Annotated in this window: 8 protein-coding genes; 3 read left to right on the top strand and 5 right to left on the bottom strand. The window is 67.9% G+C overall.

Annotation, left to right across the window (positions count from 1 at the left end):
- Positions 1-120 precede the first annotated feature (120 nt).
- Positions 121-882, bottom strand: coding sequence for a 2OG-Fe dioxygenase family protein (locus AC07PA_RS23720; RefSeq protein WP_007850669.1), 762 nt, complete (start codon positions 880-882; stop codon positions 121-123).
- 96 nt (positions 883-978) lie between these two features.
- Positions 979-3,882 (bottom strand): EAL domain-containing protein, encoded by a 2,904-nt coding sequence (locus tag AC07PA_RS23715; RefSeq protein WP_494605855.1) that lies wholly within the window; start codon positions 3,880-3,882, stop codon positions 979-981.
- Positions 3,883-4,095: 213 nt separating this feature from the next.
- Here AC07PA_RS23715 and AC07PA_RS23710 point away from each other — a divergent pair, with 213 nt between their 5' ends.
- A complete protein-coding gene (locus tag AC07PA_RS23710; protein ID WP_007850674.1) occupies positions 4,096-4,467 on the top strand; it encodes a PilZ domain-containing protein in 372 nt (123 codons plus the stop codon).
- Between the two features lie 56 nt (positions 4,468-4,523).
- Here AC07PA_RS23710 and AC07PA_RS23705 read toward each other — a convergent pair whose 3' ends face one another.
- A complete protein-coding gene (locus tag AC07PA_RS23705; RefSeq protein WP_494605857.1) occupies positions 4,524-6,215 on the bottom strand; it encodes a long-chain fatty acid--CoA ligase in 1,692 nt (563 codons plus the stop codon).
- Between the two features lie 369 nt (positions 6,216-6,584).
- On the opposite strand from AC07PA_RS23705, the gene AC07PA_RS23700 reads away from it, so the two are divergent.
- A complete protein-coding gene (locus tag AC07PA_RS23700) occupies positions 6,585-7,961 on the top strand; it encodes a matrixin family metalloprotease (RefSeq protein WP_007850678.1) in 1,377 nt (458 codons plus the stop codon).
- Positions 7,962-8,013: 52 nt separating this feature from the next.
- Here the strand turns inward: AC07PA_RS23700 and AC07PA_RS23695 are convergent, their stop codons facing one another.
- Positions 8,014-8,727: a hypothetical protein gene (locus tag AC07PA_RS23695; protein ID WP_494605860.1), complete on the bottom strand. Its 714-nt coding sequence runs from the start codon at positions 8,725-8,727 to the stop codon at positions 8,014-8,016.
- Between the two features lie 204 nt (positions 8,728-8,931).
- Between AC07PA_RS23695 and AC07PA_RS23690 the strand changes: the two genes are divergently transcribed.
- Complete coding sequence (locus AC07PA_RS23690) at positions 8,932-10,026, top strand: helix-turn-helix transcriptional regulator (protein ID WP_494605862.1); 1,095 nt, start codon at positions 8,932-8,934, stop codon at positions 10,024-10,026.
- A gap of 103 nt (positions 10,027-10,129) precedes the next feature.
- Here AC07PA_RS23690 and AC07PA_RS23685 read toward each other — a convergent pair whose 3' ends face one another.
- Positions 10,130-12,517: a glycosyl hydrolase family 18 protein gene (locus AC07PA_RS23685; protein WP_494605864.1), complete on the bottom strand. Its 2,388-nt coding sequence runs from the start codon at positions 12,515-12,517 to the stop codon at positions 10,130-10,132.
- Positions 12,518-12,740: the final 223 nt, after the last annotated feature.

The following is a 12,740-nucleotide window of genomic DNA, read 5'->3' as shown; positions in this document are numbered from 1 at the left end:
CGATGAGGGACAGTGTGAACCTGCACCATACATCGCATCTTGATCGACATCAAACAGCAAGCGGTCGATCCTGCCATTTGCCCACCATGACGACGCCTTGTCCTACACACGTGGATCGGTCTACCCGACCACATCCGCGCCCTGGAACCCTCCGCGCCGGCAGGTGACCACCAGCGTATCGCGGTAGCCGCCGGGGGCGACGGGCTGGATGGGCGTGGACTCGTGGATCATGCGTGCGTCGTCGAGCAGCAGCAGCGACCAGGGTTCGGTGAGCGTGAAGCGCTGGCCACCAGGGCCGTTGGCCTCGAAGACGCGGGTCTCGCCGCCCTTGATGCCCTCGCGCGCCACCAGGAACACGGCCACCAGGTCCACGCCATCGCGGTGTGCGCCCTCGGGCGTGGGCCGGCCGATGCCGCCTTCGGTGTCGATGCGGAACTGGTGCGCCTCCACGGACCAGGCCTGGGGCACCTGGCCCGGTGCAAACACCGCGTCGGAAACACCGGCCAGTGCCACCAGCAACTGCGACCACGCGGGCTGCGCCACGGTGCCGGCCTCCATGGGCGCAAACCAGCGCTCCATGCCGCCATGCAGTGCGTTGTACTCCACAGGCTGCCAATGCGCGCGGTGCGGTACCTGCTGCACCTGCCCCTGCTGCACCACGAAGCAGGAATGGCGCCGGCGCCGGTAGCGCCCGCCGTCTTTGAGGAATTCGTCGGGCGGCAAGGCCTGCCAATCAGCGTTGAATGCCAGCAGCGCGGACAACGGACAGCCGATCCAGGCCGCCACATCGGCGGGCGAGAGCACTGCGAATCCCGCGCTGTGCAGCTGCGCCGCAGTCCCGGAGGGTGTGGTGAACGGGGGAGAAAAGGTGACTTGGGCCATAGGAGCCCAAGCATAAAGCCTATGCGCCGGCATTGCCCGCAGCCAGCTCGCTCAGGGTGCGCCGGCCAGCAGGGGAGATGATGCAGCGCAAACCGCTCAGACCACCACCTGCGCCGCAATGCGCGGCAGCGCACTGGCTGGCGCCGGACGCCCGAACAGGTAGCCCTGGTAGTGCAGGCAGCCCACGCTGGCCAGCATGTCGCGCTGCTCGAGGGTCTCCACGCCCTCGGCGATCACGCCCAGGTCCAGGCTGTGCGCCAGGTTGACGATGGTGCGGGCAATGGCAGCGTCATTGGGGTCGGTGAGCAGGTCGCGCACAAAGCTCTGGTCGATCTTGAGCTGGTCCAGCGGCAGCCGCTTGAGGTAGCTCAGCGATGAGTAGCCCGTGCCGAAGTCATCGAGCGAAAAGCGCACGCCCAGGGCGCGCAGCGTGGTCATGCGGCGGATGATGTCCTCCACGTCGTCGAGCAGCAGCGACTCGGTGAGTTCCAGCTTCAGGCGCAGCGGGTTGGCGCCGGTGCTCTTGAGCACCTCCACCACCTCTTCCACGAAGTGTGGGTGGCGGAACTGCAATGCGCTCACGTTCACCGCCACCGTCCAGTGGGCGGTGGCCGCATCGTGCCCCCATTCCACCAGCTGCAGGCAGGCGGCCCGCAGGATCCACGCGCCCAGCGGCACGATCAGGCCGCAGGCCTCGGCCACCGGCACGAACTCGGCCGGCGACACCAGCCCGCGTTCCGGGTGCTCCCAGCGCAGCAGCGCCTCGGCGCCCACCATGCCGTGGTCCCGGCTGATCTGGGGCTGGTAGTGCAGCAGGAACTGGCCCTCGCGCAAGGCCTCGCGCAGGCCGGCCTCCAGCGCGGTGCGCGCCGTGACGGCGGCCTGCGTGCGCGGGTCGAAAAAGCGCAGCGTGTTGCGCCCCGCGCCCTTGGCCTGGTACATGGCCATGTCGCCGCGCTTGAGCAATTCGTCCACCGTGGTGTGCGGGTCGGCATACAGGGTGACACCGATGCTGCAGGAGCTGTGGTGCGCATGGCCACCCAGCTGGTAGCTCTGCCCCAGGGCCTGCAGCACCTTGCGGCCCACGATCTCGGCCTGCGATGCGGCCTCGTGTGGCAGCGCGCTCAGGCCCTCCAGCAGCAGCACGAACTCGTCGCCACCCAGGCGTGCCACCGTGTCGCCGTTGCGCACGCAGCCCCCCAGGCGCGCGGCGACCTGGCGCAGCAGCTCATCGCCGATCTCATGGCCCTGGGTGTCGTTGAGGTCCTTGAAGTTGTCCATGTCCACGAACAGTAGCGCGCCGCCCGTGCCTGTGCGGGCGCTGGCGGCCAGGCTGTGCTGCAGCCGGTCGGCCATGAGCCGGCGGTTGGGCAGGCCAGTGAGCGGGTCGTAGAAGGCCAGCAGGCGGATCTCCTCCTCGGCCGCCTTGCGGCTGGAGATGTCGGTCTGCGTACCCACATAGTGGGTGATGGCGCCCTGCGCCGAGCGCACGGCGGTGATGGTGATCCAGGCCGGGTACACCTCGCCATCCTTGCGCCGGTTCCAGACCTCGCCCTGCCAGGAGCCCACCGACTGCAGGGTCTCGTGCATGGTCCGGTAGAAGGTCTGGTCGTGCCGGCCGGACTGCAGCAACGCCGGGGTCTTGCCCACGAGCTCCTCCACCGTGTAGCCGGAAAGCCGCGCATACGAGGTGTTGGCCTGGAGGATGCGCTGATCAGGCCCGGTGACCACCATGCCCTCGAACGACTCGAAGACGATGGCCGCAATCTGCAGCGACTCCTCGACCCCCCGGTGGTCGGTGATGTCGGTGGAAATGCCGCACAGCGCATGGATGCTGCCGTCGGTGTGGCGCAGCGGAATCTTCACCGACAGGTAGGTGCGCACCGAACCATCGTGGAAGGTGTTGGTTTCCTCCACCTCGATGCGCTCGCCACGCTCCAGCACCAGCCGGTCGTTGGCCGTCAGCTGGTGCACCGTAGCCGCGTCGAAGATCGCGCTGTCATCGCCGCCGATCAGGCCATCGGCGGCATCGGGCCGCAGCGCCAGCATGTGCTGGTTGGCATACAGGTAGCGGTGCTGAATGTCCTTGATGTAGATGAAGGCCTCCACACTGTCCAGGATGGTGCCGAACTTGTGCTCGCTGGCGGGCCAACGCCGGGATTGCCCCCGCACCCTGCGGCGCCACACAAAAACAGCCAGGGCCGCGAGCGCCCCCGCCAACAGCAGTGCCGCCAAGGCCCACAGGACGGGACGCCCGACGGCGCTGGCGGGCGGCGCCCCGACCCAGCGGCGCATCACCTGCGCATACGATGCGTCGGACCCGTCGCGCCATTGCGCCGCCCGCTTGTCGATGGCGGCCAGCAGCTCGGGGTTGCGGTCCTTGCCGGCGGCGACGTACAGCCCCCCTGGCTGGAGCACGATGCCCGCGTCCACCAGCCCCTGGCCCTTCGCATGGGCCTGGCCGAACAGGTGGTTGGAGATGGCCGCCTCGGCATTCTTGCCGCCCACGGCACTGAAGGCCTGCTCGGGTGAGTCCACCTCCACCACCATGACCTGCAGCCCGTAGCGGCGCGTCATGGCCAGGAAATGGTCGCGCTGCAGCGTGCCGCGCTGCACGGCCACGCGCTTGCCGTCAAGATCCACCACCGAGCGGATCGGCAAGGACGGCAGCCGGTACACCGCGGACCAGGTGTCCACCAGGGGCAGCGCCGTGAAATCGAACTGCGCCACGCGCGCCTGCGCACGCGGCGCATCGGGCACCAGGTCCAGGCGGCCGTTTTGCAGATCGTCCAGGCAGGCGCGCAGTTCACAGGGCACATAGCGCAGGGTCCAGCGCTCGCGCTCGGCGACCAGGTTGAGCAGGTCCACGAAGATGCCCGCCGGCCGGCCATGCTGGTTCATGAACACGGTGGGCTCGTTGGCATACACCCCCACCCGCACCTCCCGCACCGGTTCAGCCGTGCTGGCGCATACCGGCAGCAGCGCCCACAAGGCACCCACCAGCCAGCCAGCCCAACGACCCTGCCACCGCAATGTGCGCGAACTCACGATCGGGAATCCCCACAGTGGCTGAAAGCAGTATGTTAACCAAAGGTTGCTAAAACATCCAAAAGTAACAAAAGCCGGGCCACGGCGCCTGGAACCCGGGACCGATCTTTTTGCCCGGCTTTCCAGGCCTTGCGGTAGCATGTGTCAAACCCCTCGGAGACAGCCATGCCCCACGAACGCCGCCACTACGTCCGTGTCCATTTCGATGCCCCTGCGCTGCTGACCCTGGCAAGCAACGCATTCAGCGTGCATGTGCAGGACCTGTCGCTCAAGGGGGCCTTGATTTCATTGCCCGCGCAGGCGGACGTGCGCGCCGGGATGCTGTGCCAGCTCACCATCCCGCTGCACGACACGGGCAACCACATCGGCATGTCCTGCGAAGTGGCGCACCTGGAGGGGCTGCATACCGGCCTGCTGTGCCGCTCCATCGACCTCGATAGCGTGACCCACCTGCGGCGCCTGATCGAGCTGCAACTGGGCGACCCCGCCTTGCTGGAGCGTGATCTTGCCGAGTTGACCCACAGCGCCGCCCAATAGCAGGGCGCGCGCCCTCCAGGGAAGGGGTGCGGGCTGCCCCGGAGCGCCGTCTTCTGTCAGGCCGGCTCGGCTTCCTGCAATGCGCGCCACATGACCTTGCCGCTGCCGCTCTTGGGCAGGGCATTCACGAACTGCACGATGCGCGGCGCCTTGTACACGGCCATGTTCTCGCGGCACCAGTCGATGACCTGCTGCTCGGTCGTGTCCTGGTGCGAGGGGCGCAGCACCACCACGGCCTTGACGGTCTCGCCGCGGTAGCTGTCGCGGGCCGAGATGATGCAGGCCTCCTGGATCGCAGGGTGGCGGAACATCAGCGCCTCGACCTCGGCTGGCCAGACCTTGAAGCCGCTGGCATTGATCATGCGCTTCAGGCGGTCGGTCAGGAAGAAGTAGCCGTCTTCGTCCATGCGCCCCAGGTCGCCCGAACGGAAGAAACGCTTGCCCTCGAACTCGATGAAGGCGCTGGCCGTGGCGTCGGGCCTCTTCCAGTAGCCCTCGAACACCTCGGGGCCGTGCATGATGATCTCGCCCTGCTCGCCCACGGGCACTTCCTGCAGGGTGTCGGGGTCCACCACGCGGGCATCGGTGCCCACGAAGGGGATGCCCAGGCATTGCTGCTTGGGGTGGTCCGGCGGATTCGAGTGCGAGGGCGCAGCCGTCTCGGTGAGGCCATAGCCTTCCGAATAGCGCAGCCCGTACTGTTCCAGCAGGCGCTGGGCCACGGCCTGCGGCATGGCCGCCCCGCCACCGCCGATGTAGACCAGGCTCGAGAGGTCATAGCTTGCGAAGTTCGGGCTGTTCATCAGGTCGATGACCATGGTCGGGATGTTGGTCCAGTTGGACACCTTGTAGCGCGAGATCAGGCGCCCGGCCAGATCGCGGTCCCAGCGCGGCATGATCACCAGCGTGGCGCCGGTGTAGATGGCCGCATGCATCACGCTCACCATGCCCGTGATGTGGAACATGGGCACCACCGCCAGCGTGACGTTGTCGACCGAGCCCGTGCCCCACAGCGCGCTGGCCACGGCGTTGTGCATGATGCTCCTGTGCAGGTGCATGCAGCCCTTGGGCAGGCCCGTGGTGCCGCTGGTGTAGGGCAGCAGTGCCAGGTCGGTGGGGCCCACCACCAGCGCGGGCGGCGCTTCGTTGCAGGCCAGCGCTTCGGTGAAGGCGTGCACCGTACCGCCCTCCAGCGCGGGCAAGGGGTGCTGCGTGCACAGCCAGTCCTTCCACGCGTCGGGCGGGGCATCGGGCCCAGCCACCTCGGCGTCGAAGACATCGGTGAATTGCGTCACCACCAGGTGCGCCAGGCGCTCGCCCGGGGCCAGGGCATTGCTGGCCTTGGCCAGCTCGGGCGCCAGGTCGGCCGTGGTGAAGGCCACCTTGGTATCGGGGTCGGTGATGTAGTGCTTGAGCTCCTCGGCCCGGTTCATCGGGTTCACCGGCACCACCACGGCATTGGCGCGCAGGATGGCGAAGTGCGCCATCACCAGCTGCGGGCAGTTCTGCATGCACAGCACCACCCGGTCGCCGCGCTGCACGCCCAGCTGTGCGAGCCGTGCGGCCAGCCGCTCGGCGCCTTCCGCCAGGGCCCGGTAACTCACGGAGCTGCCAAAGAACACCAGCGCCGCCTTGTCCGGGTAGCGCCGCGCGTTGATGGCCAGGTTGTCCCATAGCGAGGTGGCTGGCAGGGTGATCGAGTGGGGCAGCCGGCGGGGCCAGAAAGCGTAGTGGGGGCGTGTGGACATGGAGGGTGCCAGGGGATGGAGGAGTTCTTCAGCCCCGCAGCCTAGATGCGCCACCGCCGCGTTGCATTGGGGATGCCACTTAGGCCGGGTCGCGCAGGTGACGGCGCCGTGGGTGGTACATGCGCCGGGGCCGGCAGCACCTCCATCGCCCGAACAGATATGGTGACATTGTGTTTTTCGTCACAGCGCAGCGGTCACCGCGGTGATAAATTCTGTTTGTGCTTGCAAAGGCATGGGATATGCCCTGGCATCTGCAACCGCGGCCCGAGGGCAGCTCCGCTGGGGCGGGAACGTCTTCGGCGCGGCATTGTCCAAGGGCACAGGGCAGCCAGTTGCCACCATCCAACCGCCGAGAAATTCGACACCACCATGGCCACCGTTTCCGATCTCCAAAACATCCGCTTCTCGGGCAACTACAAGGCCGATTCCCTGCTGGAGAACCCAGCCCCGTGGAACTTCTTTCCCGATGGCCGCAAGGTGCTGTACTACACCTTCGACGTGAGCGCGGGCAGCGTTGCCGATCAGGATTCGAACACCAACCTGACTTCGTTCAACTCCTCGCAGATGCAGGCGACACGCCAGATCATGGCCTATGCCAGCCAGGTCACGGGCATCACGTTCACCGAAGTGGGCAGCTCGTCCCAGGCAGACCTGCATTTCGCGGCGACCAACCTGCAGGGCCGCACGACAGCGGGGCTGAACTCCTCGTTCTACAACTACGGCTACACGGGAGCCACGCAGACGCTGACGTCGCTCAACGCCGAATCGGTGGTCTATCTGGACAACGTGGAGTTCGCCAGCGTCAACAACACGCTCACGGCCGGCGGTCTTGGCTACGAGGTGCTGCTGCACGAGGTGGGCCATGCCCTGGGTCTGGCGCATCCCTTCGACTCCCCACGCCCCCTGCCCTCCGGCGAGGACAACACCAACAACACGGTGATGTCCTATACCGATGCGGGCCCGTACAAGAGCACGTTCCAGGCCTATGACCTGCTGGCGCTGGACTGGATCTATGGCCGCGATGGACTGGGTGGCACCTACGGGTTCAACTCGACCAGTGGCCCGACGCTGACTTTCCCCACGACGCCCACCACCCCGACCACGCCAACGACACCCACCACCCCGACGACGCCCACAACGCCCACCGGCACGGCCGGCGCGGACACCTTCACCAGCACCAGCGCGAACGAGACCTTCAATGGCCTGGGTGGCCTGGACACCCTGGTGGTGCGCGGCAACCGCGGCGACTACGCACTGCAACCCAAGAGCGGGGGCGGCTGGACGCTGGGCGACGGGGTCCCCAGCCGCGATGGGGTGGACACGCTGCAGCAGGTCGAGCGGATCAAGTTCACGGACGGCTTCGTGGCGCTGGACCTGGACGGCGCTGCAGGCACGACCGCAAAGTTGGTCGGTGCACTCGTCGGCCCCGCCGGGCTGAACAACCGCGGCGTGGTGGGCATCGTGCTCAAGGCGGTGGACGCCGGCTCGACCCCCTTGCAGGTTGCACAGTTCGGCCTCAATGCGCTGCTGGGTGCCTCGGCCACGCCGGAGCAGGTGGTAGGCCTGCTGTACGCCAACCTGGTCGGTTCCGCGGCGGATGCCGCCACCGTCCAGTCGCTGGCAGCCGTCATCAAGTCGGGCGCCTACACCAACGCATCGTTTGCGGTGGCTGTGGCCAACCTGGACCTGAATGCGGCGCACATCAACCTGGTCGGCCTGAGCAGCCAGGGGTTGGAATACCTCTGAAGCGGGCCGGCCCGTCCCAATCAGGGCCGGGCAGCGACAGGCGAATCGCCCCTCATCGGCACTGCGCCAGGCGCGACAACGACGACAGGTAGTCCAGGCGCTGCAGCGGAGGTCGGGCCTGCGCGTCGTAGACGTAGACGCTGGGCTGGTCGAACCGAAGCACGTCGGTGGGGTTGTCGACGTCGGCGCCGACACAGATCGCCCCCTTGGCATAGCAGCGCAGGTGGTAGGGCGATACGGTGGAGGTCATGGTCGGGGTGGTCAGCAACTGGGGCCAGGTTTTTTCCGCCCAGTCGAGCACGCAGTCCAGCGGCTCGGAGACGCCCGTGCCACCCAGTGCCCGGGAAACATAGGCCGCATGGGGCTTGAAAACGTTCAGCTGGGATCCGCGCATGCCCGGGCCCGACGGCGAAAAGCGCACCAGGGCCGAACACACGCCCCCTGGCTGCAGCAAGGTGTTGCTGCAGCCATCCGATTCCGAGGGAATGGTGAAATCGGTGGAAATGACCACTCCGCAACCGATCCCGGTGCAGATCGGCGACACGGCGGCAATGGACGAGATCACCGAACCCAATTGCACCGCAGACGGGCCGCGATTGGCCACCTTCAGGGTCTGCGTGGCCGATGAGTGCACCGCCACCTTGCCAAACTGGAAGTCCCCTGCAGGTTCAATGATCTCCACCTGGGCATGGGCGGACGACAGGCACGCCAGGGAGAGCACGCCCAGGGCTGCCAGGGATTGGCGGAAAAACAGGATCAAAGTCACACAAGCTCCTTGTGCGTGGCAATCGATGGCAGCGCCCACCATGAAAATGGGCCCGAAGATCCACGGCCAACCAAGTTACCCGCGAACCCGGTACCACGCCCCACCCAGGAGGGATGGGGTGTTGCAGGCAGCCCGCATGCCGCGTTGACCAGGTGCGGCGCGGGTTCTAGATTCGCGGCCTTCCGTTCCTGTTTTCAAACCGCCATGCCCTCCCCTCCCCGCCCCGACCGCCACGCCCTCGCGCGCCTGCACCGCATGGCCAGCCTGGAGACGGGTGGCGTGCAGCTCATCGAGCCCCTGCTGCAGGAACTGCGCCGGGTGGTGGGCTTCGACTTCGGCTGCATGCTGTACCCCGGCAGCGATGGCGAGCTGATGAGCTATGCGCAAGAGCCCATGCAGTCGGTGGCGCAGGATTACTTCGATGCGCGCATCCTGCGCAGCGAGCGCCAGGTACTGGTGCGCAGCCCCCGCGATTTTGGCGAGACCGTGCGCCACGAGCACGGTCCCCGATTGATGCGCGAGCAGATGGTGGTGTCGATGGCCGACATGCAGCGCAGCGACTACTACGACGCGGTGATGCGGGCCACAGGCGCCAAGGACTACATGAGCCTGGCCTTGCGTACCCCGCAGGGTGTGGGCCTGGGTGTGATCCACCTGTTCCGCGATGCTGCAGTGCCAGGCTTCACCCCGCAGGACGCCGCCCTGCTGGGCCGGCTGGAGGCCCACCTGGCACGTGCGCTGCAACAGGGCGAGCGCGATGCACAGGGCAGCGAGGTGCATGGCCAGGGGGTGCTGGTCGCCACCCCCCAGGGGCGGCTGATGTGGATCTCATCCGAGGCCGAGGCGCTGATGCCGCTGGCCTTCGGCTGGCGCTGGCGCCGCGGCGCCCAGTTGCCACCCGCGCTGCAGGAACTGCTGCGGCGGCTCAACGCGCAGCGGCCCGGCGAGATGGCCCTGCCCGCGATGGAACTGTTCACGGCGCAGGGCTGGTTCTCGCTGCGCGCCACGCACCTGGCCCCGGCGCAGCAGGAGCGGCAGGACCGCCAGGCGGTGGCCCTGCACATCACGCGGCGCGTGGCGCGCGGGGTACGGCTGCTGTCGGCGCTGCAGACGCTGGGCCTGCCGCAGCGCCAGCACGAGCTGGCCTGGTGGCTGGCGCGGGGCCTGCCCGAGTCGCAGATCGCCCAGCGCATGGGCATCAGCCTCAACACGGCCGTGTACCACCGCCGGCAGCTCTACAACCGGCTGGGCGTCATGGGGCGCGATGAGCTGTTGGCCCAGATTGGGGGAAAACCGTGAATTAATTCACGGATGCCCGGTAAATGGGCCACGCCACAAAAAAGCCCCCGGAGCCACGAAGCACCGGGGGCTTTTTGCCCTGGCGAAGTGCAGGGCAATGGTGTCAGGGCACCTGCACGGTCACTGCCGCCGAGCGCGGCCCTTCGTTGCCCGCCGCATCCAGCATGGCCACCTGGTAGCTGTGGTTGCCGCTGGGCGCCGAGGCATCGGTGTAGGTCACACCGCTGGTCACGGTGGCAATGGCCGTCCCGTTGCGGTACACCCGGTAGCCCGAGGCACTGGCCGCGATGAAGGACTGCTTGATGGCCTGCATCGGCGGGTTGGTGCCGCCCTGCTGGGGCAGGTAGCCGTAGTTGATGGTCCACACCAGCGTGCCGCCCAGGCCCTGCTCGTGCACCCATTTGCCCTTTTCGGCGATGGAGCGCTCGTCCTCATAGCTCAGGTAGGTGACGGGCGCATCGCTGGCACGCCACCAGGGCTGGCTATAGCTGATGTAGCTTTGCTTGGCCACGTCGTCCCAGTGGTAGGCGGCGCCGGGCTGGCCGAAGGCGTTGTCTTCCCGCAGGCGCCGGTAGTTGTTCACGCCGTCGCCGCCGTTGGAACCGCTGGTCGCGGCCTGGCGCGGGCCGGTGACGGGGTTGTTGTAGAACAGGCCGTACAGACCCACGCCGATGCCCAGCTTGGCACGGGGCACGCCCGCGTTCAGGTAGGCCTGCACGGTGGAGGCGATGGAGGTGGGGTGGCTCGGGGCCTCGCCGAACAGGGGTGAGTGGTGCCACGACAGCCAGCCGCCGCCCCAGTCGCCTGCCATGCTGTAGGTCATGAGGTTGAAGCGGTCCACTGCGTGGGCCACCTCCACGTGCCAGGGCAGGATCTCCTGGAAGTTGGTGTTGACCCAGAAGCCGGGCCAGCTGATCTCGAAGGGGCTGGCCTGGTAGCGTGGGCGCTGCTGGGCGGCGGTGCGCAGTTCGCGCAGCAGCGCCAGCGCCTGGGCGCGGCCTTGCGCGGTGTCCAGGTTTTCCTCCCAGTCGATGTCGGCGCCGTCATAGCCCTTGTGCTCGGCCTTGTCGAGGATGTTCTTGATGAAGACCGCGCGGATCTGCGGGTTGGCCGTGGCGGCCATGAAACCGGGGCCGTCGAATTCACCGCCGATCATCATGATGGCCTTGGTGCCTGCAGCATGGGCCTTGGCGATCAGGGCGTCCTCCGCCTGCGTGTGCGCGGTGCCTGCGCCTTCCATCAGCTCGCCCGCGCGCCCGCCGGGCAGGGAGCCCAGGCCCGGCGCATAGCGGCCGAAAATGAAGTGCGTCATGGTGCTCATGTCCACAGCCTCGGGTGGAAAGTCCTCCCAGAACCAGCCGGTGTAGTAGCCGTTGACCCATTTGCCACTCTTCGTCACGGGGTTCCAGTCCAGCCGCACGCCCTGCGGCGTGGCGCGGGCCGTGAGGCCGCCCACCGGCGGGCGCGGGTTGGCGGCATCCACCGCGACCTGGGCCGTGGCGGTGACGCTTTGCCCCGCGCTGTTGGCGCAGCTGAGCGTGTAGGAGGTGCTGGCCTGGGGCTGCACCAGCGCACTGCCCTCTACAGCGCGCGTGCCGCTCCATCCACCCGATGCGGTGCAACTGGCGGCATGGCTCGCCCGCCATGACAGCCGGGCACTGTCGCCCGGGGCGATGCGGGTGGGCGTGGCAGCGAAGCTGTCGATGCTGCGCAGTTGCTGTGGCGGGGCATTGCGCACCGTCACCGCGGTCGAGGCGCTCGCGGTGGCGCCCGCCGCATTGCGGCAACTCAGGTGGTAGGTCGTGGAGGCGCCGGGGCTGACGCTGGCGCTGCCACTGGCAGGCCGCTCACCGCTCCATCCACCCGATGCCGTGCAGCCCGTGGCGTTGTCCACGTGCCAGGCCAGGGTGCTGCTGCCGCCCAGGTCGATGGCGCCCGGCTGCGCCACGAAAGACAGGATGTTCGGCGGCACCGGCGGTGCCGGATGCGTGTTCTCCATGACCAGTTGCGCCAGGCCTTCGCCGCCCGCCTCGAAATACTCCATGCGCACCGTGTGCGGGCCTGCCGCCAGGGGCACCGTGGCGCTGTCCATGGTGATGCCATGCCGGGTCCAGTTGTCGATCACGCGCTGGCCATCGACCAGCACGCGCACGCCATCGTCGGTGAAGGTGATGAACCGGGTCGCGCCTGCGGGGAACGAAAGCGTCGCGGTCCAGCGCGCCGAGAACCCGTCCACCGGCAGGCGGGCCGGGTCGGGGCTGCCGCTCGGGCCCGTCCAGTAGTGGTCGATGGGACCGGCTTCACAGCGCTGCAGCGCGGGGGCACCGGACAGGTGGATGTTGGGAAAGTACTCGGCCAGCCACTGGCCGGGCGCGCACTGCGGCTGCGCCATGGCCTGGCTGGCGCCAAACAGCAAGAACGAAGCAGCCAGCCAGCGTCGCAAGCCGGTTCTCAGGGCGCGGCCACAGGCCGCAGCAGCAAGGGTGGGCATGGGAAAACTCCTTGGTGGATTGGGGAAAAAGAAATGGGCAGACACCCGGACCGGCAGCCCAGCGAAAGCAGCCGGCGGGCAAGGCTTGCGCGGTGCTGGTTGAGCCAGGTGTTCATCGGGGCGCAGGCTACAGGCCCGCAGCCGCGCGCACCCCACCCTCGGCGGATAGGGTGTTGCGCCGGTGTGTTGACCCTGCGCGGCCCGGCCCCTAGATTCGGGGTCT

It is taken from the genome of Acidovorax sp. GW821-FHT09B03 (assembly GCF_059418305.1).
The sequence above is the reverse complement of the archived record's forward strand: the minus strand, read 5'-3'. Positions and strand labels throughout refer to the sequence as shown.